At 64.6% G+C, this 23,095-nt stretch carries 23 protein-coding genes and 1 pseudogene; 18 read left to right on the top strand and 6 right to left on the bottom strand.

Features of this window, described 5'->3' with window-relative positions:
• Nucleotides 1–38 precede the first annotated feature (38 nt).
• From dnaQ to H7A76_RS26325, 3 genes are all read left to right on the top strand, one after another.
• Nucleotides 39–785 carry a DNA polymerase III subunit epsilon gene (gene dnaQ, locus H7A76_RS26335; RefSeq protein WP_185701218.1) on the top strand — a complete coding sequence of 249 codons (747 nt, stop codon included), beginning with the start codon at nucleotides 39–41 and terminating at the stop codon, nucleotides 783–785.
• Between the two features lie 172 nt (nucleotides 786–957).
• Nucleotides 958–3,213 (top strand): Orn/Lys/Arg decarboxylase N-terminal domain-containing protein, encoded by a 2,256-nt coding sequence (locus tag H7A76_RS26330; RefSeq protein ID WP_185701217.1) that lies wholly within the window; start codon nucleotides 958–960, stop codon nucleotides 3,211–3,213.
• Between the two features lie 13 nt (nucleotides 3,214–3,226).
• Nucleotides 3,227–3,799, top strand: coding sequence for a GNAT family N-acetyltransferase (locus tag H7A76_RS26325; protein WP_185701216.1), 573 nt, complete (start codon nucleotides 3,227–3,229; stop codon nucleotides 3,797–3,799).
• Here H7A76_RS26325 and H7A76_RS26320 read toward each other — a convergent pair.
• A complete protein-coding gene (locus H7A76_RS26320; protein WP_185701215.1) occupies nucleotides 3,796–4,689 on the bottom strand; it encodes a LysR family transcriptional regulator in 894 nt (297 codons plus the stop codon). The genes H7A76_RS26325 and H7A76_RS26320 overlap by 4 nt on opposite strands.
• A 135-nt stretch (nucleotides 4,690–4,824) precedes the next feature.
• Nucleotides 4,825–5,061, bottom strand: coding sequence for a hypothetical protein (locus tag H7A76_RS26315; protein ID WP_185701214.1), 237 nt, complete (start codon nucleotides 5,059–5,061; stop codon nucleotides 4,825–4,827).
• A 177-nt stretch (nucleotides 5,062–5,238) separates the two neighbouring features.
• Between H7A76_RS26315 and H7A76_RS26310 the strand changes: the two genes are divergently transcribed.
• Entirely contained in the window at nucleotides 5,239–5,796 is a 558-nt protein-coding gene (locus tag H7A76_RS26310; RefSeq protein ID WP_185701213.1) for an NADPH-dependent FMN reductase, read from the top strand.
• A 104-nt stretch (nucleotides 5,797–5,900) separates the two neighbouring features.
• Complete coding sequence (locus H7A76_RS26305) at nucleotides 5,901–7,184, top strand: arsenic transporter (RefSeq protein WP_185701212.1); 1,284 nt, start codon at nucleotides 5,901–5,903, stop codon at nucleotides 7,182–7,184.
• 6 nt (nucleotides 7,185–7,190) lie between these two features.
• Here the strand turns inward: H7A76_RS26305 and H7A76_RS26300 are convergent, their stop codons facing one another.
• Nucleotides 7,191–8,147, bottom strand: coding sequence for a DUF1853 family protein (locus H7A76_RS26300; RefSeq protein WP_185701211.1), 957 nt, complete (start codon nucleotides 8,145–8,147; stop codon nucleotides 7,191–7,193).
• 147 nt (nucleotides 8,148–8,294) lie between these two features.
• On the opposite strand from H7A76_RS26300, the gene H7A76_RS26295 reads away from it, so the two are divergent.
• The 12 genes from H7A76_RS26295 to H7A76_RS32495 all read left to right on the top strand — a co-directional run bounded on the left by H7A76_RS26295 (nucleotide 8,295) and on the right by H7A76_RS32495 (nucleotide 20,875).
• On the top strand, nucleotides 8,295–9,185 hold the full coding sequence (locus H7A76_RS26295; RefSeq protein WP_085597474.1) for an NAD(+) kinase: 891 nt from the start codon (nucleotides 8,295–8,297) through the stop codon (nucleotides 9,183–9,185).
• The gene (locus H7A76_RS26290) at nucleotides 9,182–10,156 is read left to right on the top strand and encodes a metallophosphoesterase (RefSeq protein WP_185701267.1); all 975 of its coding nucleotides are present in this window, start codon (nucleotides 9,182–9,184) and stop codon (nucleotides 10,154–10,156) included. Before H7A76_RS26295 ends, H7A76_RS26290 begins: the two co-directional genes overlap by 4 nt.
• Nucleotides 10,153–11,022, top strand: coding sequence for a rhomboid family intramembrane serine protease (locus H7A76_RS26285; RefSeq protein ID WP_185701210.1), 870 nt, complete (start codon nucleotides 10,153–10,155; stop codon nucleotides 11,020–11,022). The genes H7A76_RS26290 and H7A76_RS26285 overlap by 4 nt, the downstream gene beginning before the upstream one ends.
• A gap of 15 nt (nucleotides 11,023–11,037) precedes the next feature.
• The gene (locus H7A76_RS26280) at nucleotides 11,038–11,298 is read left to right on the top strand and encodes a YeaC family protein (protein WP_085597477.1); all 261 of its coding nucleotides are present in this window, start codon (nucleotides 11,038–11,040) and stop codon (nucleotides 11,296–11,298) included.
• Nucleotides 11,295–12,125, top strand: a complete 831-nt coding sequence (locus tag H7A76_RS26275) for a DUF2797 domain-containing protein (protein WP_185701209.1) — start codon at nucleotides 11,295–11,297, stop codon at nucleotides 12,123–12,125. Before H7A76_RS26280 ends, H7A76_RS26275 begins: the two co-directional genes overlap by 4 nt.
• 12 nt (nucleotides 12,126–12,137) lie before the next feature.
• A complete protein-coding gene (pepN, locus tag H7A76_RS26270) occupies nucleotides 12,138–14,795 on the top strand; it encodes an aminopeptidase N (RefSeq protein WP_185701208.1) in 2,658 nt (885 codons plus the stop codon).
• A gap of 373 nt (nucleotides 14,796–15,168) precedes the next feature.
• Nucleotides 15,169–16,224, top strand: coding sequence for a WD40/YVTN/BNR-like repeat-containing protein (locus tag H7A76_RS26265; protein ID WP_185701207.1), 1,056 nt, complete (start codon nucleotides 15,169–15,171; stop codon nucleotides 16,222–16,224).
• Between the two features lie 32 nt (nucleotides 16,225–16,256).
• Nucleotides 16,257–18,632 (top strand): efflux RND transporter permease subunit, encoded by a 2,376-nt coding sequence (locus H7A76_RS26260; RefSeq protein ID WP_185701206.1) that lies wholly within the window; start codon nucleotides 16,257–16,259, stop codon nucleotides 18,630–18,632.
• Between the two features lie 147 nt (nucleotides 18,633–18,779).
• The gene (locus tag H7A76_RS26255; protein WP_185701205.1) at nucleotides 18,780–19,073 is read left to right on the top strand and encodes a DUF5629 family protein; all 294 of its coding nucleotides are present in this window, start codon (nucleotides 18,780–18,782) and stop codon (nucleotides 19,071–19,073) included.
• Nucleotides 19,060–20,235 (top strand): lactonase family protein, encoded by a 1,176-nt coding sequence (locus tag H7A76_RS26250; protein ID WP_185701204.1) that lies wholly within the window; start codon nucleotides 19,060–19,062, stop codon nucleotides 20,233–20,235. Before H7A76_RS26255 ends, H7A76_RS26250 begins: the two co-directional genes overlap by 14 nt.
• A 154-nt stretch (nucleotides 20,236–20,389) precedes the next feature.
• The gene (locus tag H7A76_RS26245) at nucleotides 20,390–20,569 is read left to right on the top strand and encodes a hypothetical protein (protein ID WP_185701203.1); all 180 of its coding nucleotides are present in this window, start codon (nucleotides 20,390–20,392) and stop codon (nucleotides 20,567–20,569) included.
• 180 nt (nucleotides 20,570–20,749) lie between these two features.
• Nucleotides 20,750–20,875: a hypothetical protein gene (locus tag H7A76_RS32495; RefSeq protein ID WP_260498087.1), complete on the top strand. Its 126-nt coding sequence runs from the start codon at nucleotides 20,750–20,752 to the stop codon at nucleotides 20,873–20,875.
• 149 nt (nucleotides 20,876–21,024) lie between these two features.
• Here the strand turns inward: H7A76_RS32495 and H7A76_RS26240 are convergent, their stop codons facing one another.
• On the bottom strand, nucleotides 21,025–21,714 hold the full coding sequence (locus tag H7A76_RS26240) for an aspartate/glutamate racemase family protein (protein WP_185701202.1): 690 nt from the start codon (nucleotides 21,712–21,714) through the stop codon (nucleotides 21,025–21,027).
• A gap of 76 nt (nucleotides 21,715–21,790) precedes the next feature.
• On the opposite strand from H7A76_RS26240, the gene H7A76_RS26235 reads away from it, so the two are divergent.
• On the top strand, nucleotides 21,791–22,564 hold the full coding sequence (locus H7A76_RS26235) for a helix-turn-helix domain-containing protein (RefSeq protein WP_185701201.1): 774 nt from the start codon (nucleotides 21,791–21,793) through the stop codon (nucleotides 22,562–22,564).
• A gap of 3 nt (nucleotides 22,565–22,567) precedes the next feature.
• On the opposite strand, the gene H7A76_RS26230 is transcribed toward H7A76_RS26235, so the two are convergent.
• Together H7A76_RS26230 and H7A76_RS26225 are read right to left on the bottom strand one after the other, a co-directional pair.
• Nucleotides 22,568–22,786, bottom strand: coding sequence for a cbb3-type cytochrome c oxidase subunit 3 (locus H7A76_RS26230; protein ID WP_185701200.1), 219 nt, complete (start codon nucleotides 22,784–22,786; stop codon nucleotides 22,568–22,570).
• A gap of 57 nt (nucleotides 22,787–22,843) precedes the next feature.
• Nucleotides 22,844–23,095 (bottom strand): annotated as a pseudogene (locus tag H7A76_RS26225) (cytochrome C oxidase Cbb3); the annotation flags it as partial.

Here is a 23,095-nt window from a genome sequence, read left to right as displayed (position 1 = left end):
AAAATCCCGCTCTTTGCCAGATTGAGAACTGACCACTGATGGCCAACAGATCTATTGTCCTCGATACCGAAACCACCGGTATGCCGGTGACCGACGGCCACCGGATCATTGAAATCGGTGGCGTCGAGTTGATTGGCCGACGCCTGACCGGGCGTCATTTCCACGTCTACCTGCAACCTGATCGCGAGAGCGACGAGGGCGCCATCGGCGTCCATGGCATCACCAACGAATTTTTGGTGGGCAAGCCGCGTTTCGCCGAAGTGGCCGATGAGTTCTTCGAATTCATCAAGGGCGCACAGCTGATCATCCACAACGCGGCGTTCGACGTTGGCTTCATCAACAACGAATTCGCCTTGCTGGGCCAGCATGAGCGGGCGGATATCACCCAGCACTGCAGCATCCTCGATACCTTGCTGATGGCCCGCGAGCGGCACCCGGGCCAACGCAACAGCCTCGACGCCTTGTGCAAGCGCTATGGCGTCGACAACTCCGGCCGTGAGTTGCACGGCGCCCTGCTCGACTCGGAGATCCTCGCCGACGTCTACCTGACCATGACCGGCGGCCAGACCAGCCTGTCCCTGGCCGGCAATGGCGCCGATGGCGGGGCGGGCGAGGGTCGTGCCCAGGCCTCGGCGATCCGGCGCCTGTCGGCCGATCGGCCACGCGGACGGATCATCATGGCCAACGAGGCGGAACTGGCCGAGCACCAGGCCCGCCTGGAAGCCATCGCCAAGTCCGCTGGCGGCCCGGCGCTCTGGACTCAACTGCTCGACACCCAGCATTGATCCTGTAGCCGCTGTCGCAGCCTCTCGGGCCCGGCGGCGGCTCCAGCCGGTTGTTGTTCCAGTGCGACGTTTTGTTACAGGGTGTCCCCAGCCGGGGTGACACGCCAGCCGTGCAGCTTCTACCCTGAGTCCATTGGCGGGGCTTACCCGTCGTCTCAGGACTTGTCGCCCCATGTATAAAGACCTGCAGTTCCCGATCCTGATCGTGCACCGTGATATCAAGGCCGACACGGTCGCGGGGGACCGGGTGCGGGGTATCGCCCGGGAGCTGGAAAAGGATGGCTTCAGCATCTTTTCCGCAGTGGACTATGCCGAGGGCCGGTTGGTGGCCTCCACCCATCACGGCCTGGCCTGCATGCTGATCGCCGCCGAGGGGGCGGGGGAGAACACCCACCTGTTGCAGAACATGGTGGAGTTGATTCGCCTGGCCCGGGTCCGGGCGCCGCTGTTGCCGATCTTCGCCCTGGGCGAGCAGGTGACCCTGGAAAACGCCCCCGCCGATGCCATGAGCGAACTCAATCAGTTGCGCGGCATCCTCTACCTGTTCGAAGACACTGTGCCATTCCTGGCCCGGCAAGTGGCCCGCGCCGCCCGGGGTTACCTGGATGGCCTGCTGCCACCCTTCTTCAAGGCCCTGGTACAACACACCGCCGACTCCAACTATTCCTGGCACACCCCGGGTCACGGTGGTGGCGTGGCCTATCGCAAGAGCGCGGTGGGGCAGGCGTTCCACCAGTTCTTCGGCGAGAACACCCTGCGTTCGGACCTGTCGGTATCGGTGCCGGAGCTGGGTTCGCTGCTCGACCATACCGGGCCCCTGGCGGAAGCCGAGGCTCGCGCGGCGCGCAATTTCGGTGCCGACCACACCTTCTTCGTGATCAATGGCACCTCCACGGCCAACAAGATCGTCTGGCATTCCATGGTCGGTCGCGATGACCTGGTGCTGGTGGATCGCAACTGCCACAAATCGGTGCTGCACTCAATCATCATGACCGGGGCGATCCCGCTGTACCTGTGCCCGGAGCGCAACGAACTGGGAATCATCGGCCCGATCCCGCTGGGCGAGTTCAGCGTCGAGTCGATCCAGGCCAAGATCGACGCCAGTCCGCTGACCCGTGGCCGGGCACCCAAGGTCAAGCTGGCGGTGATCACCAACTCCACCTACGACGGCCTGTGCTACAACGCCGAGTTGATCAAGCAGAGCCTGGGCAACAGCGTCGAGGTGCTGCACTTCGACGAGGCCTGGTACGCCTATGCGGCGTTCCACGAGTTTTTCGCTGGGCGCTACGGCATGGGCACCTCGCGTTCGGCCGATAGCCCGCTGGTGTTCACCACCCACTCGACCCATAAGCTGCTGGCCGCCTTCAGCCAGGCGTCGATGATCCATGTGCAGGACGGTGGGGGCCGGCAACTGGATCGTGACCGCTTCAACGAAGCCTTCATGATGCACACCTCCACGTCCCCGCAGTACAGCATCATGGCTTCGCTGGACGTGGCCTCGGCCATGATGGAAGGCCCGGCCGGCCGCTCGCTGCTGCAAGAAATGTTCGACGAGGCCCTGAGCTTCCGCCGCGCCCTGGCCAACCTGCGGCAGAACATCGCCGCCGATGACTGGTGGTTCTCGGTCTGGCAACCGGAGCGGGTCGAGGGCATCGACCAGGTATGCACCGCCGACTGGCTGCTGGAGCCCGAGGGCGAGTGGCACGGCTTTGCCGGTGTCACCGATGACTACGTGTTGCTCGACCCGATCAAGGTGACCCTGGTCATGCCTGGGCTGACCGCGGGAGGGGCCTTGAGCGAGCACGGGATTCCGGCGGCGGTGGTCAGCAAGTTCCTCTGGGAGCGTGGGCTGGTGGTGGAGAAGACCGGCCTGTATTCGTTCCTGGTGCTGTTCTCCATGGGCATTACCAAGGGCAAATGGAGCACCTTGCTCACCGAGCTGCTGGAGTTCAAGCGCAGCTACGACGCCAACGCCAGCCTGGCCAGTTGCCTGCCCAGCGTCGCCAGCCAGGACCCGCAGCGCTACCAGGGCATGGGCCTGCAAGACCTGTGCGACCAACTGCATGCCTGCTATCGGAGCAATGCCACCGCCAAGCACCTCAAGCGCATGTACACGGTGCTGCCGGAGGTGGCGATGAAACCCGCCGATGCCTATGACCACCTGGTGCGCGGCGATGTCGAGGCGGTGTCGATCGATCAGTTGCAGGGGCGCATCGCTGCCGTGATGCTGGTGCCCTATCCGCCGGGCATCCCATTGATCATGCCCGGCGAGCGCTTTACCGAGTCCACCCGTTCGATCATCGACTACCTGGCGTTCGCCCGGGATTTCGACAGTCGCTTCCCCGGGTTCGTCGCCGATGTGCACGGCCTGCAACATGAGGACCTGGACAACGGACGGCAGTACACCGTCGATTGCGTCCGGGAGTGAAGAGAGAGTGTCCATGCCGCCTGCAATCTGCCCGCCTCAGGGGCTCGCGGTCCGTGTTGCCGATGACGGTTTCGCGGCCTATATCAACGACAGCGACTTCAGTTTCCAGGTCGAAGCCTACGCCGAGGCCGAGCGCGGTGTGGCGGTGGCCAGTTGGCCGTTGCGCCAGGTTGCGCCTTATCGCAAGTGCTACGGCATCGACCCGGAGGAATTCAGCAGCTACCGCGATGCTCCGGACAGCGAGGTCTTCATGGCCTACCTGGATGAGCATCCGGTGGGGCATGTGGTGGTCAGTACCAACTGGAACGGCTATGGCCATATCGATGAACTGGCGGTACATGCCCCGGCGCGGCGCCATGGGGTGGCCAGGGCCCTGCTGGAGGTGGCGCAGTTCTGGAGCCGCAACAAGGGCCTGCCGGGGGTAATGCTGGAAACCCAGAACAACAACCTCGGTGCTTGCCGCTTGTACGAACGTTGCGGCTACGTGGTGGGCGGCGTGGATCACTTGCGCTATCGCGGCATCGACCCGCAGACCGCTGAAACGGCGATCTTCTGGTACCTGCTGTTCGCCGAAGAGCCAGCCTAGCCTGCCAGCAACGCCGTGGCTTGCTCGGCCAGCAACTCCAGCAGGGCATTGAGCAGGGGCGAGCTGTCGCTGCCGTGGCGGCGCAAGGCGTAGAGGGTGACGCCCACGGGTGGCGACAAGGGGCTGATGTCGAGCCCCGAGCCCCGGGCCCCGGCGGCGGTGAACGGGTCGACGATGGCCAGGCCTTCGCCGGCCTCCACCAGGCTGCGCATCATCTGGTAGGTCTGGACCCGGGTCTGGATCACCGGGCTGGGCCGCAGGTTCTGCAACTTGCCGGCCAGGGCCGCGCTCAGCGGGTCGTGTCCCTCCAGGCCCACCATGGCCTGGCCGGCCAGGTCCTGCAGGGACACGTATTTCTGCTTGGCCTGCAGCCAGCCATGGGGCGCCAGCAGGAACAGCTTGCCCTGGGCCAGGGCCTGGCTGTGGATGTCCGGATGTTCGGGGTCATGCAGGCTCAGGCCCAGGTCGCAATGGCGCAACAGCAGGCTGTCGATGATCTCTCGGGTGCTCTGGCACAGGAGGCTGCACGGCGTATCGGCGAAGCGCCGGCGCAGGGCGGCGATGCAGTGGGGCACCAATTGCTGGACCAAGGGGGCGGTGCCGACGATGCGCAGAGGCGGCGCCTGGTGGAACCTCAGGCTGTCGGCCAGGCGTTGCACGGGTTCGAAGGCGTCATAGACCCGGGTGATTGCACCCTGCAGCTCCCGCGCTTCGCGGGTGGCCTGCAAGCGTCCGCGCACACTGGCGAATAACATGAAGCCCAGCTGGCTTTCCGCATCGCGCAGCAGGGCCTCGACTTCGGCCACCGATAGCTGCAGCAATTGGGCGGCGGTGCCCAGGTGAGCGGTTTGCAGGAGCGCCTGAATCACTTCGATATGACGTAAACGCATGCTTGAAATCCATATCCAGCCGGTTAGGGACGCAAGCGTCGAATCCTACCCCAAGTCCGCGCCCGGAATCTGTAGCGGTTGTCGCAGGGGCAGGCCGGGGCGAATGCCCGGCGCGCAAGGAGGGGAGATCGCAGGTCAGGGAGTCACGGGGAAGTCGGGTTCGCGTACCAGGGTCACGTCCAGTTGCACCAGCAGGAAGTTATTGTCGTCGAGCTTGCGAACCCGGTCACCGATGGCCAGGCGGTAGGTGGTCACGGGTTCCGCGCTGGCCTCGCCATCTTGCGCTGGCATGGATTCCTGGAATTCGTGGACGGAATACACCCGCCCCTCGGCATCTCTTGCATGGAACTGTCCGACAAGTACTTCTGCCATCTTTTTAGAGCCTCTGGAGATAGAACACGCAAATTTCGGTGTTGTAGACCCAGCTGGCGGGGCGGAAGTTTTGCCCAGGGGAAAAAATATTCGAGGGCGCCTGGCGCCGGGGTAGCAGAGTCCGCCTTGGCTCATCTATAACTAGCACTTCCCCCAAGCCAACGGTTGGAAACTCCAATGAGCAATGTCTACAAGGTTGCCGTACTGGTCGGCAGTTTGAGAAAGCAGTCCCTGAACCGCAAGGTTGCCTTGACCCTGGCTGAGCTGGCCCCGGCCAATCTCCAGCTGAACATTGTCGAGATCGGCGACTTGCCGTTCTACAACGAGGACATCGAGGCGACTCCCCCGGCCAGCTACGTGGCGTTCCGCCAACGGATCGTCGAGGCCGATGCGGTGCTGTTCGTGACCCCCGAGTACAACCGCTCGGTGCCGGCGGTGCTGAAGAATGCCATCGACGTCGGTTCGCGCCCCTACGGCAAGAACAACTGGAGCGGCAAGCCGGGAGCGGTGATCAGTGTGTCCCCGGGGGCCATCGGCGGTTTCGGCGCCAACCATCACTTGCGCCAGTCCCTGGTGTTCTTGAATGTGCCATGCATGCAGCAGCCCGAGGCCTACCTGGGCGGCGCCGGTTCCGCATTCGATGAGTCCGGCAAGCTGGCGGAGGCCACCCGGCCATTCCTCCAGGGGTTCATCAACGCCTTCGGCCAGTGGGTCGAGCAACAGAAGCGCACCTGAGTTCCCTCCAGTTCGGCGGTCCCGGCTTGCGAAATGGCGGGACCGTCGCTCCTCAAGCCCTACCCATGGGGCGTTGCCCGCGAGTCATGGATGCCTGCCAAGACATGCTGATTGCCCTAGCGATCTTCCTGCTGACCATCATCCTGGTGATCTGGCAGCCCCGGGGGCTGGGCGTGGGCTGGAGCGCGCTGGGCGGTGCGCTGCTGGCGCTGCTCTGCGGGGCAGTGCAGCTCGCCGATATCCCGGTGGTATGGCAGATCATCTGGAATGCCACCGGCACTTTCGTCGCCTTGATCATCATCAGCCTGTTGCTGGACGAGGCCGGCTTCTTCGCCTGGGCCGCGTTGCACGTGGCGCGCTGGGGGCAGGGCAAGGGCCGGAGGCTGTTTGCCTGGATGGTACTGCTCGGGGCACTGGTCTCGGCGTTGTTCGCCAACGATGGCGCGGCGCTGATCCTGACGCCCATCGTCATCTCCATGCTCCTGGCCTTGCGCTTTTCCAGGGCAGCCACCCTGGCCTTCGTCATGGGCGCCGGGTTCATCGCCGACACCGCGAGCCTGCCGCTGGTGGTGTCGAACCTGGTGAACATCGTTTCCGCCGACTTCTTCGGTATCGGTTTCAACCGCTACGCCGCGGTGATGCTGCCGGTGAACCTGGTAAGCGTCGTCGCCACCCTGGTGGTGTTGCTGTGGTTTTTTCGCCGGGATATTCCCCAGGCCTATGACCCCCGGCAACTGGCCGACCCGGCAAGCGCCATTCACGATCGCGGCACCTTTCTCGCCGGCTGGTGGGTGCTGTCGATCCTGCTGCTGGGCTGCTTCGCCCTGGAACCCCTGGGCATTCCCATCAGCGCCATTTCAGCGGGCTGCGCCTGCCTGTTGTTGAGCGTGGCTGCCCGGGGCCAGAGGATTTCCACGCGCAAGGTGCTCAAGGAGGCCCCGTGGCAGATCGTGCTGTTCTCCCTGGGCATGTACCTGGTGGTGTATGGCTTGCGCAATGCCGGGCTTACCGCGCACCTGGCCGGCTGGCTGGACGCTTTCGCCGCCGGCGGGGTCTGGGGTGCGGCGCTGGGCACCGGGCTGCTGGCAGCCGGCTTGTCGTCGGTGATGAACAATCTGCCGGCGGTGCTGGTCGGCGCCTTGTCCATCGACGCCAGCCAGGCCACGGGCGTGGTCAGGGAGGCGATGGTCTACGCCAACGTGATCGGCAGCGACCTGGGGCCCAAGATTACCCCCATAGGCAGCCTGGCGACCTTGCTCTGGCTGCATGTGCTGGACCGCAAGGGCATTCATGTCGGCTGGGGTTACTACCTGCGGGTCGGGCTCGTGCTGACCCTGCCGGTGTTGCTGGCGACCCTGGCGGCGCTGGCCCTGCGCCTGTTGCTCTGAGGCGGGCTAGGGCTGGGGTACGGCGGGCAGGTCGGGCCACTGGTCGGCTACCAGGAACAGGCGCTCGGCCTCGATCCAGTCGCCTTCGGCGCTCTCTTGCAGGCGCACCAGCAGTTGCGCCGGAGCCTGGGGATCGAGCTCGGCCAGCCATTGCTGCAACTGGGCGGCGCTCCAGGTGTGTTCGCCGGGGTAGCGCGCCGGGGCCAGCCAGGCATGCCGGGGCAGGGGCTGCCAGCGTCCCGGCGGACTCTTGCCGATGAACGCCGGCCAGTCGCGCTGATGCAGCCAGCGCCCGCGCAAGTGCTGCGGATGGGCGCCCAGGGGCGGGTCGGCATGGCCCGGCCAGGGATACAGCAGATAGCCGCCGAGCCACAGGTGGGCGCTGGGTTGGCCGACCTCCAGCGCCGCCAGGGTGGCGTGGCTTTCTTCCCGGGCCGAAAGCGGCAGCTGGTGCGCGGCCAGGTGGGCCAGCTTGCGGTCCAGGCGGTCGTGGCAGCCCGGGCCCAGCCATTGCGCGCTATCGCCGCCGGGCCCTTGCTGCGGGCCGAGGTAGAGCTTGATCGCCAGTTCCAGGTGGTGCACCCCGTCGCGGTCGCGCAGGAGCATGTCCAGCTCGCCCAGGGTATGGCCGTCACGGCGGATCGGCAGGTTGGCCGCCAATAGCTCCACTCCCGGGGCGTGCTGCACGGCGAACTGCCAGAGCCGCTCGTAGTACAGGCCCAGGCGCCGGGTCGGGCTGCGGCTGAGCCACTGGCGCAGTGCGCCGCTGTCCTGGTCCTGCACTTGTAGCCAGTGGGCCAGCCGTTGCGGCTCCAGGGTCCAGTCGCTGCCGGCCAGGGGGTGGCGTTGGGGCCAGGGCGTGGCGCTGAGCATTGGCGGGGCGAGGATCACCCAGGCCAGATCGCGCACTTCGGGCTGGCGTAGCTGGCGGGGGAGGTTGAGCAAATCGGCGAACGGGAGCATGTTGCGAGCATAGACGCAAACCGCGGCGGCTCGCGATAAATACCTGCCACCCGGGCGCCGGCCGAGCCTGTACGGCTGAAAGGATTTTGTCTGGCGCCGGGTTTCGCCCATAATCCTCGGTTTCGCCCGAACCCCCGCAGGAGCCCCATGGAGCAATTTCGCAATATCGGCATTATCGGTCGCCTGGGCAGTTCCCAGGTGCTGGACACAGTTCGCCGACTGAAAAAGTTTCTGCTCGAACGCCACCTGCACGTGATCCTCGAGGACACCATCGCCGAAGTCCTCCCAGGCCACGGCCTGCAGACCTCCTCGCGCAAGCTCTTGGGCGAGGTCTGCGACATGGTCATCGTGGTCGGTGGCGACGGCAGCCTGCTGGGCGCCGCCCGGGCCCTGGCGCGTCACAATATCCCGGTGCTGGGGATCAACCGCGGCAGCCTGGGCTTTCTCACCGATATCCGTCCCGACGAACTGGAGATCAAGGTCGCCGAGGTGCTGGACGGCCATTACCTGGTGGAGAACCGTTTCCTGCTGCAGGCCGAGGTGCGCCGGCATGCCGAGGCCATCGGCCAGGGCGATGCCTTGAACGACGTGGTGCTGCACCCGGGCAAGTCGACCCGGATGATCGAGTTCGAAATCTACATCGACGGCCAGTTCGTCTGCAGCCAGAAGGCCGACGGCCTGATCGTCGCCACTCCCACCGGCTCCACGGCCTATGCCCTGTCCGCCGGTGGCCCGATCATGCATCCCAAGCTCGATGCCATTGTGATCGTGCCGATGTACCCCCATACCTTGTCCGGACGGCCGATCGTGGTCGATGGCAACAGTGAGCTGAAAATCGTCGTGTCCAAAGATATGCAGATCTATCCGCAGGTTTCCTGCGACGGGCAGAACCACTTCACCTGCGCACCGGGCGATACCATCACGGTCAGCAAGAAGGCCCAGAAGCTGCGCCTGATCCATCCGCTGGACCACAACTACTACGAGGTCTGCCGGACCAAGCTCGGCTGGGGCAGCCGCCTGGGTGGTGGAGGCGACTGATGCTCGATCCCGCGCGTAGCTACGACCTGGTCGGTGACGTGCACGGTTGTGCCCTGACCCTCGAACACCTGCTGGACCGGCTCGGTTACCACAAGCAGGGCGGCGTTTGGCGGCACCCGTCACGCATGGCGGTGTTCCTTGGCGACATCATCGATCGCGGCCCGCGGATTCGCGAGGCTTTGCACATCGTCCACGACATGGTCGAGGCCGGCCAGGCGTTGTGCATCATGGGCAACCACGAGTTCAACGCCCTGGGCTGGAGCACCCCGGCGGCCGAGGGCAGCGGCAAGCAGTTCGTGCGCGAACACACCCCGCGCCATGCCCGGCTGATCCACGAGACCCTGGTCCAGTTCGAACAGCACCCCGGCGACTGGCACGACTTCCTTGAGTGGTTCTACCGGATGCCGTTGTTCGTCGACGCCGGGCGCTTCCGCGTGGTGCACGCCTGCTGGGATTCGACGCTGATCGCCCAGCTACGCCAGCGCTACCCGGACGGCTGCATCGATCGCGACTTCCTGCAAGCCTCGGCGCTGCCTGACAGCTTCGCCAGCCATGCTTTCGACCGCCTGCTGCGGGGCACCGACATGCGCCTGCCCCATGGCCTGACCATGACCAGCGGCGATGGCCTGACCCGTTCGTTCTTCCGCACCAAGTTCTGGGAAGACGATCCGCAGACCTATGGCGACATCGTCTTCCAGCCCGATGCCTTGCCCGAGCCGGTGGCTCGCACGCCGTTATCCCGGGACGAGAAGAACAGCCTGCTGCGCTACGGGATCGAGGAGCCGCTGCTGTTCGTCGGCCACTACTGGCGCAGCGGTACGCCGGCGCCGATCCGGCCCAACCTGGCTTGCCTGGATTACAGCGCGGTGCTCTACGGCAAGCTCGCCGCCTATCGCCTGGACCAGGAAACGCGCCTGGACCCGAACAAGTTCGTCTGGGTCGACGTCGAGCGGCCCGAGGTAAGGCGATGAGTGCTGTAGCGATTTTGCGCCTGCCCCTGGCCACCGACCTCAGCGGTTTCGTCAAACTCTTGCAACGCATGCAGGTGCCTCATCGGGTCAGCGAGGAAGCCGGGGAGCAGGTGCTGTGGGTGCCCGAGTCCCTCCGCGAGGACGTGCTGGACCTGTATCAGCGCTTCCCAAAGGGCGATCCCGAGCAACAGCTGGACATTCCCCAGGCCACTGCCTCCGAGGGGCCTGGCCTGGCCCAGCAGCTGTGGCGCAGCCCGGTGACGGCACTGGTGCTGGTCCTGAGCCTGGTGGTCTGCGGCATCACGTTGCTGGGGGACAACCTGCAAGTGCTGAGCTGGTTCACCTTCCTCGATTTTCGCGTAGCCGGCGACTACCTGCAGTTCCGCCCCCTGGCCGACGGCCTGGCGGCAGGGCAGTGGTGGCGGCTGGTGACGCCGATGCTGATCCACTTCGGCATCCTGCACATCGCCATGAACGGCATGTGGTATTGGGAGCTGGGGCGGCGCATCGAGTGGCGCCAGGGCAGCATCAACCTGCTGGGCCTGACCCTGTTGTTCAGCCTGGTTTCCAATTACGCGCAATATCATTTCAGCGGCCCCAGCCTGTTCGGTGGTTTGTCCGGGGTGCTGTACGGCCTGCTGGGGCATTGCTGGATCTATCAATGGCTGTCGCCCAACCCCATTTATCGCCTGCCCCGTGGTGTGCTGGTGATGATGCTGGTGTGGTTGCTGCTGTGCCTGTCCGGGCTGGTCTCGATGATCGGCTTCGGTGAAATCGCCAATGCCGCCCATGTCGGCGGGTTGCTCGTCGGTTGCCTCACTGGTTTGTTGGGCGGCTTGTACAGCCGCCGTAAACTGGCCCTCTAATTCCTGGAGTCCTGTATGTCGTCCTTTGTCGAAATGATCGAAAACATCACCCCCGATATCTATCGCAGCCTGAAGCTGGCGGTGGAGATCGGCAAATGGTCCGATGGCCGCAAGCTCACCCCCGAGCAGCGTGAGCTGTCGCTGCAGGCCATGATCGCCTGGGAAATGCACAACCTGCCCGAGGAAGAGCGCACCGGCTACATGGGCCCGCAGGAGTGCTCGTCCAAGGCCGAGGCCGTGCCGAACATCCTGTTCAAGTCGGATGCCATCCATTGATCGAGATCGGCCGCGGCTCCATCCGTAAAATGTCGACCCGTCTGGACGGGCCGAACGTGCAATATGCCTTCCGCCTGGGCGACAGCGAAGTGCCGGTCAATCCCTTGATCGGCAGCAAGCTGCGCCTGGAATACCTGGGGGCAATCCACTGCACCCATTGCGGGCGCAAGACCAAGACCAGCTTCAGCCAGGGCTACTGCTATCCGTGCATGACCAAGCTGGCCCAGTGCGATGCCTGCATCATGAGCCCGGAGCGTTGCCACTACGACGCCGGCACTTGCCGCGAGCCGTCCTGGGGCGAGCAGTTCTGCATGACCGACCACGTGGTCTACCTGGCCAACTCCTCGGGGATCAAGGTCGGCATCACCCGGGCCACCCAGTTGCCCACCCGCTGGCTCGACCAGGGCGCCAGCCAGGCGCTGCCGATCATGCGCGTGGCCACCCGCCAGCAATCGGGTTTCGTCGAGGATCTGTTCCGCACCCAGGTAGCCGACAAGACCAACTGGCGGGCCTTGCTCAAGGGCGACGCACAGGCCGTGGACCTGGTCCAGGTGCGCGAGCAGCTGTTCGCATCCTGCGCCGAGGGTTTGCTGGCCTTGCAGCAGCGTTTCGGTTTGCAGGCGATCCAGCCGGTGCACGATATCGAGCCCCTGGAAATCCGCTATCCGGTCGAGCAGTACCCGGCCAAGATCGTCAGCTTCAACCTGGACAAGAATCCGATCGCCGAAGGCACCCTGCTGGGGATCAAGGGCCAGTACCTGATCTTCGACACCGGCGTGATCAACATTCGCAAGTACACGGCCTACCAGCTGGCCGTGCATCAGTAGAAGGAATTCGCCATGCGCACCGAACAGCCGAAGATGATCTACCTGAAGGACTATCAGGCCCCCGAGTACCTGATCGACGAGACCCACCTGACCTTCGAGTTGTTCGAGGATCACAGCCTGGTCCACGCGCAACTGGTGATGCGCCGCAACCCGGCCCGTGGCGCCGGGCTGCCGCCCCTGGTGCTCGACGGCCAGCAACTGGAGCTGCTGTCGGTGAGCCTGGCCGACCAGCCCCTGGGTGCGGCCGACTACCAGCTGGACGACAGCCACCTCACCCTGCATCCGACCAGCGCCAGCTTCACCGTGGATACCAGCGTGCGGATCCACCCCGAAAGCAATACCGCCCTGGAAGGCCTGTACAAGTCCAGCGGCATGTTCTGCACCCAGTGCGAGGCCGAGGGGTTTCGCAAGATCACCTATTACCTGGACCGCCCGGACGTGATGAGCAAGTTCACCACCACCGTGGTGGCCGAGCAGCACCGCTACCCGGTGCTGCTGTCCAACGGCAACCCGATCGCCAGCGGCCCGGGCGAAGACGGCCGGCATTGGGCGACCTGGGAAGACCCGTTCATGAAGCCGGCCTACCTGTTCGCCCTGGTGGCGGGGGACCTGTGGTGCGTCGAGGACAGTTTTTGCACCATGAGCGGCCGCGACGTGGCGCTGCGCATCTATGTCGAGCCGGAGAACATCGACAAGTGCCAGCACGCCATGACCAGCCTGAAGAAGTCCATGCGCTGGGACGAGCAGACCTATGGCCGGGAATATGACCTGGACATCTTCATGATCGTCGCGGTCAACGACTTCAACATGGGCGCCATGGAAAACAAGGGCCTGAACATCTTCAACTCCAGCGCCGTGCTGGCTCGCGCCGAAACCGCCACCGACGCGGCCCACCAGCGGGTCGAGGCCATCGTCGCCCACGAGTATTTCCACAACTGGTCGGGCAACCGGGTGACCTGCCGCGACTGGTTCCAGCTGTCGCTCAAGGAAGGTTTCACGGTATTCCGCGACGCCGGGTTCTCCTCGGACATGAACTCGCGCACGGTCAAGCGCATCCAGGACGTGGCCTACCTGCGTACCCACCAGTTCGCCGAGGACGCCGGGCCCATGGCCCATGCCGTGCGCCCGGAGAGCTTCATCGAGATCTCCAACTTCTACACCCTGACCGTGTACGAGAAGGGCTCGGAAGTAGTGGGCATGATCCACACGCTGCTGGGCGCCGAGGGCTTCCGCAAGGGCAGCGACCTGTACTTTGCGCGCCACGACGGCCAGGCCGTGACTTGCGACGACTTCGTCAAGGCCATGGAAGATGCCAACGGCATCGACCTGACCCAGTTCAAGCGCTGGTACAGCCAGGCCGGCACCCCACGACTGGCAGTCAGCGAGGCCTATGACGCAGCGGCTAGGACCTACAGCCTGACCTTCCGCCAGAGCTGCCCGCAGACGCCGGACAAGGTCGACAAGCTGCCGTTCGTGATCCCCGTGGCACTGGGCCTGTTGGACGCCGCGGGCAACGACCTGGCGCTGCGCCTGGTCGGCGAAGACGCCGCCGTTGGTACCAGCCGTGTGCTGTCGGTGACCGAGGCCGAGCAGACCTTCACCTTCGTCGACGTCGCCCAGCGTCCGCTGCCGTCGCTGCTGCGTGGTTTCTCGGCGCCGGTGAAGCTGAGCTTCCCCTACGATCGTGACCAGCTCATGTTCCTCATGCAGCATGACAGCGATGGTTTCAACCGTTGGGAGGCCGGCCAGCAACTGGCGGTGCAGGTACTGCAGGAACTGATCGCCCAGCACCAACAGGGCCAGGCCCTGGCCATGGATCAGCGACTGGTGACCGCCCTGGGCAGCGTGCTGGCCGACGAAAGCCTGGACCAGGCCATGGTCGCCGAGATGCTGTCGTTGCCGGGCGAGGCCTACCTCACCGAGATCAGCGAGGTAGCGGACGTCGAGGCCATCCACGTGGCCCGCGAGTTCGCCCGCAAGCAACTGGCCGAGCAGTTGTTCGCTGCCTTGTTCAGGCGCTACCAGGCCAATCGCGAGCAGTCCCGGGCCACCGCCTATGTGGCCGAGTCCGAGCACTTCGCCCGCCGCGCGCTGCAGAACATTGCCTTGTCCTACCTGATGCTGGCCGGCAAGCCGGAGGTCCTGGCGGCCGCCATCGAGCAATTCGACAGTGCCGACAACATGACCGAGCGCCTGACCGCGCTGGCGGTGCTGGTCAATTCGCCGTTCGAGGCCGAGAAGGCCCAGGCCCTGGCGGTGTTCGCCGAAAACTTCAAGGGCAATGCACTGGTCATGGACCAGTGGTTCAGCGTCCAGGCGGCCAGCCCGTTGCCCGGCGGCCTGGAGCGGGTCAAGGCGTTGATGCAGCATCCGGCGTTCAACATCAAGAACCCGAACAAGGTACGGGCGCTGATCGGGGCCTTTGCCGGCCAGAACCTGATCAACTTCCATGCCGCCGACGGTTCGGGCTACCGCTTCCTGGCGGACCTGGTGATCCAGCTCAACAGCCTCAACCCGCAGATCGCCTCCCGCCAGCTGGCGCCGCTGACTCGCTGGCGCAAGTACGACAGCGCCCGGCAAGCGTTGATGAAGGCCGAGCTGGAGCGCATTCGTGCCTCGGGCGAGCTGTCCAGCGACGTGTTCGAAGTGGTCAGCAAGAGCCTGGCCTGACCTGCCCCTGGGCACGGCAACCCTGTCGTGCCTTCGCGCCCGGTGCTGCCCAGGCAGCGCCGGGCTTTTTGTTTGCGCACTCCCTCTCTTAAGTCCCGGCGAGCTGTCGGCAGGCTGCGATGAGCGCTGCCTGGGTATCGATCACTTCGACGAATGCCCGAATATTCAGGCCCGGCGCTGGGGGCTGCGATTAACAAAAGATAACGTGGCGTCGATTGTCAGACGTTTCCAAAGCCCGATAGGATAGCCCGCAGCCAAAGGGGCTCTAGCTTGCAGGTTTCAGGACGATCGGCTGGATCGGACGAACACCCGCCAGACCCTGCAGGTGCCCTGAGAGGTTGAACGACCTGACAATAATAATGGGGAGAGGTCCATGAGTGAGCCTGTCATGGGTGTGGTTGCTGGCCGCCCGCCGGCGTTGCGTAGGGTCGCATCGTTGGCCGCAGCGCTCTTGCTGTTGAGTGTCGCGACACTGCCGGCACCGGTCCTGGCCGCTGCCAGCGCTGCGGATACGGTTGTCTATTCCATCGAATCGCCCAAGGCGGCGAAGAACCTGATGCTCGATGTGGTCCACGCCGGCAAGCGCCTGGTGGCGGTGGGCGATCGTGGGCACATTCTCTATTCCGATGACCAGGGCGCAAGCTGGGTCCAGGCCAAGGTGCCCAGTCGCCAACTGCTGACCGCGGTGTATTTCGTCGACGAGCAACATGGCTGGGCCGTGGGCCATGATGCGCAGATCCTCGCCAGCCAGGATGGCGGTGTCACCTGGACCCGGCAGTTCCAGGACCTCAAGCGCGAGGCACCGCTATTGGACGTATGGTTCAAGGACGCCCGGACCGGTTATGCGGTGGGGGCCTATGGCGCTTTCCTGGAAACCACCGATGGCGGCCAGCACTGGGAAGACGCCAGCGAGCGCCTGGACAACGAAGACCAGCTCCACCTCAACGCCATTGCCCAGGTCGGGGGCTCGGGGCTGTTCATCGTCGGTGAGCAGGGCAGCATGTTCCGCTCCGCCGATGAGGGGCAGACCTGGGAGCGCCTCGAGGGCCCTTACGAGGGCTCGCTGTTCGGTGTGATCGGCACCGGCCAGCCGGCGACCCTGCTGGTCTACGGCCTGCGCGGCAACCTCTACCGCTCCACGGATTTCGGTGGCACCTGGGAACAGGTGCGGCTCGAAGCCACGCGCGGCGCCCTGGAATTCGGCTTGTCTGGCGCCACGCTGCTCGACGACGGCTCGCTGGTGATAGTCGGCCATGGCGGTAGCGTGATCCGCAGTACCGACCAGGGCCAGAGCTTCAGCGTATTCAACCGTCCGGACCGCATTTCCCTGTCATCGGTGAGTGCGGCCGGCAACGGCAACCTGATCCTGGCCGGGCAGGGCGGCGTTCGCGTCGCGGCGGCAACGGGCGCTGAACTCGGCAATAAATAGGCCGGGCACATAATAAGAAGGTGGGGAATTCCATGAGCAGTCATCACCAGGACAAGGCGAACTTTCTCGAACGCCTGATTTTCAACAACCGCCCGGCAGTCATCTTCATCTGCTTGCTGGTCAGCGTCTTCCTGTTCTGGCAGGCAACCCTGATCCGACCCTCCACCAGCTTCGAAAAGATGATTCCGCTCAAGCACCCGTTCATCGAGCGGATGATGGAGCACCGCAATGACCTGGCCAACCTGGGCAACACCGTACGGATCTCGGTGGAGGCCAGGGACGGCGATATCTTTACCCAGCAATACATGGAGACCCTCAGGCAGATCAACGACGAGGTGTTCTACATCCCGGGCGTCGACCGCTCCGGGCTCAAGTCCCTGTGGAGTCCCAGCGTGCGCTGGACCGAGGTCACCGAGGAAGGTTTCGCCGGCGGCGAGGTGATCCCCCAGAGCTACAACGGCTCCGCCGCGAGCCTCGACAAGCTGCGCAACAACGTGCTCAAGTCCGGCCAGGTGGGGCGCCTGGTAGCCAACGATTTCAAGTCCAGCATCGTCGATATCCCACTGCTGGAGTCCTATCCGGACCCGCAGGACCAGGGCAAGCTGCTGGCCCTGGACTACCAGAAGTTCTCCCACCAGCTGGAAGAGAAGATCCGCGACAAGTTCGAGGCGCAGAACCCCAATGTGAAGATCCACATCGTCGGTTTCGCCAAGAAGGTCGGCGACCTGATCGACGGCCTGATCATGGTGGTGCTGTTCTTCGGCGTGGCCTTCGTCATTACCCTGGTGCTGTTGTACTGGTTCACCTGGTGCATCCGCAGCACCATCGCGGTGCTGATCACCACCCTGGTGGCGGTGGTCTGGCAACTGGGGCTGATGCATGCCATCGGTTTCGGCCTGGACCCGTACTCGATGCTGGTGCCGTTCCTGATCTTCGCCATCGGCATTTCCCACGGGGTGCAGAAGATCAACGGCATCGCCTTGCAATCCAGTGATGCCGACAACGCCCTGACCGCGGCGCGGCGCACGTTCCGCCAGCTGTTCCTGCCGGGCATGATCGCGATCCTGGCCGATGCCGTGGGTTTCATCACGCTGCTGATCATCGATATCGGGGTGATCCGCGAACTGGCCATCGGCGCCTCCATCGGCGTGGCGGTGATCGTGTTCACCAACCTGATCCTGCTGCCGGTGGCGATTTCCTATGTCGGCATCAGTCAGCGCGCCGTGGAGCGCAGCAAGAAGGACGCTTCTCGCGAGCATCCGTTCTGGCGCCTGCTGTCCAACTTTGCCAGCCCCAAGGTCGCTCCCGTGTCCATTGCCCTGGCCCTGGTGGCCTTCGGTGGCGGTCTCTGGTACAGCCAGAACCTGAAGATCGGCGACCTCGACCAGGGCGCGCCGGAGCTGCGTCCGGATTCGCGCTACAACAAGGACAACAACTTCATCATCAGCAACTATTCCACCAGCTCCGACGTGCTGGTGGTGATGGTCAAGACCGCCGCCGAGGGCTGCTCGCGCTACGAAGCCATGGCGCCGATCGACGAGCTGATGTGGAAGATGCAGAACACCGAGGGCGTGCAGTCGGCGATTTCCCTGGTGACCGTGTCCAAGCAGATGATCAAGGGCATGAACGAGGGCAACCTGAAATGGGAAACCCTATCGCGCAACCCCGATGTGCTGAACAACTCCATCGCCCGCGCCGACGGCCTGTACAACAACAACTGCTCCCTGGCCCCGGTGCTGGTGTTCCTCAACGACCACAAGGCCCAGACCCTCAATCGCGCTGTGCATGCGGTGCAGGAGTTCGCCAAGGAAAACAACAAGGATGGCCTGGAGTTCATCCTGGCCGCGGGTAACGCGGGGATCGAGGCGGCCACCAACGAGGTGATCAAGACCTCGGAGCTGACCATCTTGATCCTGGTGTACATCTGCGTGGCGGCCATGTGCATGATCACCTTCCGTTCCTGGGCGGCGACCCTGTGCATCGTCCTGCCGCTGGTGTTGACTTCGGTACTGGGGAACGCGCTGATGGCCTTCATGGGCATCGGGGTCAAGGTGGCGACCCTGCCGGTGGTGGCGCTGGGCGTGGGCATCGGTGTCGACTACGGCATCTACATCTACAGCCGCCTGGAAAGCTTCCTGCGGGCCGGGTTGTCGTTGCAGGAGGCCTACTACCAGACCCTGCGGTCCACCGGCAAGGCGGTATTGTTCACCGGCCTGTGCCTGGCCATCGGCGTGTGCACCTGGATCTTCTCGGCCATCAAGTTCCAGGCCGACATGGGCCTGATGCTGACCTTCATGCTGCTGTGGAACATGTTCGGCGCGCTGTGGCTGCTGCCAGCCCTGGCCCGCTTCCTGATCCGCCCCGAGAAGCTGGCGGGGCAGAAGGGCAGCTCGCTGTTCGCCCACTGAGCGGCGGCGGTCTAGCAGAGCCGCAACCCCATGAGGTTGCGGCTTTTTCATGGGCGCGTGATCCGGCTTCGAGGAGGCGCAATACTGGCCCGACCGCCCCGCGCCAATCGGCTATCATTGCGCCTTTCCAACTGATGACTGATCGCTATGACCGCTGCTACCGACACCTTGCTCAACGCTCTCCAGGCCTGCGACATGCTGGAGATCGATGGCCTGCACGCCTTCGACTTCACCCTCGATGACCAGCAATTGCTGATCGAGTGCATGGATGGCCGCGCCGCCAAGCGCTGGAGCTTCACCTTGGCCCAGGTGCAGGCCGCGAACTTCGACCAGGCCTTGCAGAGCTGGGTCGTGGAGGGCGACAGCGGCGAGCACCGCCTGGTGTGCATGAGCGCGTTCAGTGCCCGTGACGAAGAGGAAGATGACCATGAAGATGCGTAATTTCTGGCCGCTGCTGATCGCTGGCAGTGTCGGTGCCATGGCGGTGCAGGCCGCGCCGGTGGAGACCCAGGAACTGCTGGTGGGCTCCTACACCCAGGGCCAGAGCCAGGGGCTGTACCGCCTGCGCTTCAACGAGCGTACCGGGCAGATCGATCCCAAGCCGCTGCAGGTGGTCAAGAGCTCCAACCCGTCCTGGCTGACCCTGTCCAAGGACCTGAAGTTCGTCTTCGCGGTGAACGAGAACAGCCCGGGCCAGGCCGACCCCATCGGCCGGGTCAGCAGCTACAGCCTGGCTCCCAAGACCCATCAGCTGAACCTGATCAACCAGGTGCAGAGCCAGGGCAACGAGCCGACCCATTCCAGCCTGAGCGCCGATGGCAGCTACCTGTTCGTCAGCAACTACTCGGTGGACGTGGACCCGGGCGGTAGCCTGGCGGTGGTTCCGGTCAGCGCCGACGGCCATCTGTCGCCAGTGGTGCAGTTGAGCAGCCACCCGGCCAGCCGGGTCGATCCCGAGCGCCAGCAGTCGGCCCACGTGCACTCGTCGGTGTCCTCGCCGGATGGCAAGTTCCTGTTCGCCAGCGACCTGGGGGCGGACAAGATATTTGTCTACCGCTACGACCCCAAGGCCAATCCGGAGCACCCGCTGAGCGCCGCCGATCCGGCCTTCGTCCAGTTGCCGCCGGGCAGTGGCCCGCGCCATTTGCTGTTCAGCGCCGATGGCAAGCATGCCTACCTGACCCTGGAGATGAGCGCCCAGGTGGCGGTGTTCGACTACCAGGACGGCAAGCTGACCCAGCGCCAGATCCTCGACCTGGCGGCCAACGCCGGCAAGGAGAAGAAGGCCGCCGGAGCCCTGCATGCCTCCAAGGACGGCCAGTACCTGTACGTGAGCAACCGTGGCACCGCCAACCAGCTGCTGGTGTTCGCCATCGACCCGGCCAACGGCCAGCTCAAGGAAATCCAGCGCCGTTCGGTGGAAGGCGATCATCCACGGGAATTCAGCCTCGATCCGAGCAACCGTTATGTGCTGATCGGCAACCAGAAGAGCAACCAGATCGTGGTGATCGAGCGTGACGCCAAGACCGGTTTTCTGGGCAAGACCGTGCAAAAAATGCCGTTCGATGCCCCTAGCGATATCAAGTTCCTGGTGCGTCAATGAGCCGCAGGCCCCGGCATCCGGGGCCTGAGCGCTTCTATTAATGACACTGATATCGGCTACTGGTGCAAAGCATTTTTTCCCGCCAACCCTCGAGAGTAAGTTTGCTCCACGGCCCACACGGGCAAGTCAGCCAACCGAATACGAGGGTTACCCCATGAACTTCAATCTCTTCTCCGTGATCGCCGCCTCGGCCATTTCCGCCAGCGTGGCCCTGCCTGCCGGCGCCAACGTGGAAATCAGCCAGAAGAAATCCGCCACCCACACCTACACCGAGAAATACCTGCAACAGAGCGCCAACTTCTATGCCGCGCTGGATCACAAGGCCCATAGCTGAGCCTGACTCGTCATATCCAAGTATGCAGGAGCGACATCACTGGCGCAGTGATGTCGCTCCTGCATGACCTGTTTGCGACCAGGCGCACAGGACGGCGAATTTTGCTTGGTAGTGTCATATCGCCATGTGTTTAAATTTGGCGCTGAATTATTGACTCTTTCCCGAGCAAGGATCGATAGCATGGTGATGCGTCTGACTGTGGTTCTGCTGTTGCTCTATTCCAGCCCCATCCTGTCTTCCGCGCAACCGGTGGAAGGCGAACCCGAAACCTCCCGCGAACGCCTGACCAGCCTGTTGCAAGACTGAGGCTGGCGGCGCTCATCAGCGGCCTGGCCCGGCGCCAGTGCCCGCTGGGTAGTCGCGCGCTTCCGGCGGCCGCTGCCGACCTGGCGAGGCGGCGAGCGGTTGCCCGGCAGCCGTAGCTCCACGATCCGCCTGCCGCGCCATGCTCCCCGTCAAGCCAGGGCGAATGCCACCGCCGCCTGGGCGTGCAGCTCAGTGGTATCCAGCAGGGGCAGGGGGCTGTGCTCCGGCTTGAGCAGCAGGCCGATTTCGGTGCAGCCGAGGATCACCGCCTGGGCCCCCCGGGCCTGCAGCGACTGGATGACCTGCTGGTACTGTCTGCGCGATGGTTCGCGGATCACTCCCATGCACAACTCTTCATAGATGATCCGGTGCACGGCCAGGCGCTGCTCGGCATCCGGCACCAGCACTTGCAGGCCCTGGTCGGCCAGGCGCTGCTTGAGGAAGTCCTGCTCCATGGTGAAGGCCGTGCCCAGCAGGCCGACCTTCAGGGTGCCGGCGGCCAGCGCCGCCTGGGCGGTGGGGTCGGCAATGTGCAGGAAAGGCAGGTTCGTCGCCGCCTGGATCGGGGCGGCCACCTTGTGCATGGTGTTGGTGCACAGCACCAGGCAGTCGGCGCCGCCGGCCTCCAGGCGCCGGGCGGCGTCCACCAGGATCGCCGCTGCCGCGTCCCAGTCTCCGGCGTGCTGGGCCCGTTCGACAGGCCCGAAGTCGACGCTGTACATTAGCAGCCGCGCTGAACGCAGGGCGCCCAGGCGGTCGCGGACCTGCTGGTTGATCAGGCGATAGTATTCGGCGCTGGACTCCCAGCTCATGCCGCCGATCAGGCCGATGGTGCGCATCTGCTACTCCTTGGGTCGTGTTGGATGCGGCTCAGTCTGGCTTGCTCAAGGGCAGCGATCTATCAGGAAATTTCACATGCCCCAGGTGCTTGAACATCGCTTGCTGGACGGCCAGCTGGTCCTGCAGCTGCTGCCGGCTGCGGCCTATAGCGCCCGTGACCCGGTGCAATGGCAGACCCTGGGCGTGGCCCTGGAGCGCCAGTGCGGAGTGCATGCGATCGGCTCCGACCGGCGTGAGGATTTCGACACCTGGCCCGGAACCCTGGCCCTGACGCCCAAGGGGGTCGAAGTGTTTTCCGAGTCCGCCGAAGGGGGTGAGTACCTGCTGGCCCGTTGGCAGGGGCCGCTTTGGTCGGAGGCCGTCGAGCGGCGCCTGCAGAGCCCCGGACATGCCCGCGCCTTGGCCTTGGGGCGCGAGGCCCGACGGTTGTTGTTAATGCCGCAGCCCGACGAACTGGCCTTGGAGCAGTGCGCCCTGGCCTTTGTCGGCTTGCCCTGGCAGCCTACCACCAAGCCGCCGGTGGCCGATCTGTGCCGGGTACTGCAGCGAATGGCCGATGAGTACGCCCACCCCTTGTCCCTGGCGCAACTGGCCGTCACCTATGGGCATAACGAGTTGCGCCTGCTGCGGGACTTCAGCCGTGGGGTGGGCATGACGCCCCATGCCTGGCTCACCGAGATCCGCCTGCAAGCGGCCCGGCGCTTGCTGGAACACAGCGACCTGCCGTTGGCAGCCATTGCCCAGGACTGCGGTTTTGCCCATCAATCGCACCTGGGCAGTGCCTTGCGCAAGGGCCTTGGGTTGACGCCACGCCAGTACCGTTTGCGGTTCCAGCAGCGCGAGCCGTGACGGCTACATCTGCAGGTTGATCCAGCCCGGCTTGGCTTCCTCCGGAGCCACGGCGTCGATCTTCTTGCCGGTGGCGGCCTCCACCCGGCGCGCCACTTCCGGATCGTCGGCGAAGGGAATCAGGCTGGCCTCGTCCAGGCTCTTGGCGCTCTGGTGGCGCAGGCAGTACTCGATGCAGAGGTAGAGAAACGCCACCCCCAGCAGGTTGAACAGAATGTCCATGACGGTCTTGCTCCCTGGAATGACAACGCCGGCCCGAGGCCGGCGTCTGGAGGCGGATCAGGCGATCCGGGCGTCGCTCAGCGCCAGCCGGGAATCAGCCACGCGCACGGTACGCCAGGTGTTGTAGGCCATCAGCAGCATGCCGCTGAGGAAGAACACGCCGCCGGCGAAGCGCACCACGAAGCCCGGATGACTGGCCACCAGGCCCTCGACGAAGGAATAGGTGAGGGTGCCGTCTTCGTTGACCGCGCGCCACATCAGGCCCTGGGTAATGCCGTTGACCCACATCGAGGCGATGTAGAGCACGGT

Source organism: Pseudomonas sp. MSSRFD41 (assembly GCF_014230245.1).
In the GTDB taxonomy this organism is placed as follows: Bacteria; Pseudomonadota; Gammaproteobacteria; order Pseudomonadales; family Pseudomonadaceae; genus Aquipseudomonas; species Aquipseudomonas piscis.
The sequence above is the reverse complement of the archived record's forward strand: the minus strand, read 5'-3'. Positions and strand labels throughout refer to the sequence as shown.

What these genes read in the sequence shown, in the direction of transcription:
- H7A76_RS26285 (WP_185701210.1), top strand. Translation starts at nt 10,153, where the DNA reads ATGAGTGCTGTAGCGATTTTGCGCCTGCCCCTGGCCACCGACCTCAGC.
- H7A76_RS26315 (WP_185701214.1), bottom strand. Translation starts at nt 5,061, where the DNA reads ATGGCAGAAGTACTTGTCGGACAGTTCCATGCAAGAGATGCCGAGGGG.
- H7A76_RS26295 (WP_085597474.1), top strand. Translation starts at nt 8,295, where the DNA reads ATGGAGCAATTTCGCAATATCGGCATTATCGGTCGCCTGGGCAGTTCC.
- H7A76_RS26320 (WP_185701215.1), bottom strand. Translation starts at nt 4,689, where the DNA reads ATGCGTTTACGTCATATCGAAGTGATTCAGGCGCTCCTGCAAACCGCT.
- H7A76_RS26280 (WP_085597477.1), top strand. Translation starts at nt 11,038, where the DNA reads ATGTCGTCCTTTGTCGAAATGATCGAAAACATCACCCCCGATATCTAT.
- H7A76_RS26310 (WP_185701213.1), top strand. Translation starts at nt 5,239, where the DNA reads ATGAGCAATGTCTACAAGGTTGCCGTACTGGTCGGCAGTTTGAGAAAG.
- H7A76_RS26325 (WP_185701216.1), top strand. Translation starts at nt 3,227, where the DNA reads ATGCCGCCTGCAATCTGCCCGCCTCAGGGGCTCGCGGTCCGTGTTGCC.
- H7A76_RS26330 (WP_185701217.1), top strand. Translation starts at nt 958, where the DNA reads ATGTATAAAGACCTGCAGTTCCCGATCCTGATCGTGCACCGTGATATC.
- H7A76_RS26250 (WP_185701204.1), top strand. Translation starts at nt 19,060, where the DNA reads ATGAAGATGCGTAATTTCTGGCCGCTGCTGATCGCTGGCAGTGTCGGT.
- H7A76_RS26265 (WP_185701207.1), top strand. Translation starts at nt 15,169, where the DNA reads ATGAGTGAGCCTGTCATGGGTGTGGTTGCTGGCCGCCCGCCGGCGTTG.
- H7A76_RS26260 (WP_185701206.1), top strand. Translation starts at nt 16,257, where the DNA reads ATGAGCAGTCATCACCAGGACAAGGCGAACTTTCTCGAACGCCTGATT.
- H7A76_RS26305 (WP_185701212.1), top strand. Translation starts at nt 5,901, where the DNA reads ATGCTGATTGCCCTAGCGATCTTCCTGCTGACCATCATCCTGGTGATC.
- dnaQ (WP_185701218.1), top strand. Translation starts at nt 39, where the DNA reads ATGGCCAACAGATCTATTGTCCTCGATACCGAAACCACCGGTATGCCG.
- H7A76_RS26235 (WP_185701201.1), top strand. Translation starts at nt 21,791, where the DNA reads ATGCCCCAGGTGCTTGAACATCGCTTGCTGGACGGCCAGCTGGTCCTG.
- H7A76_RS32495 (WP_260498087.1), top strand. Translation starts at nt 20,750, where the DNA reads ATGGTGATGCGTCTGACTGTGGTTCTGCTGTTGCTCTATTCCAGCCCC.
- pepN (WP_185701208.1), top strand. Translation starts at nt 12,138, where the DNA reads ATGCGCACCGAACAGCCGAAGATGATCTACCTGAAGGACTATCAGGCC.
- H7A76_RS26300 (WP_185701211.1), bottom strand. Translation starts at nt 8,147, where the DNA reads ATGCTCCCGTTCGCCGATTTGCTCAACCTCCCCCGCCAGCTACGCCAG.
- H7A76_RS26245 (WP_185701203.1), top strand. Translation starts at nt 20,390, where the DNA reads ATGAACTTCAATCTCTTCTCCGTGATCGCCGCCTCGGCCATTTCCGCC.
- H7A76_RS26255 (WP_185701205.1), top strand. Translation starts at nt 18,780, where the DNA reads ATGACCGCTGCTACCGACACCTTGCTCAACGCTCTCCAGGCCTGCGAC.
- H7A76_RS26230 (WP_185701200.1), bottom strand. Translation starts at nt 22,786, where the DNA reads ATGGACATTCTGTTCAACCTGCTGGGGGTGGCGTTTCTCTACCTCTGC.
- H7A76_RS26240 (WP_185701202.1), bottom strand. Translation starts at nt 21,714, where the DNA reads ATGCGCACCATCGGCCTGATCGGCGGCATGAGCTGGGAGTCCAGCGCC.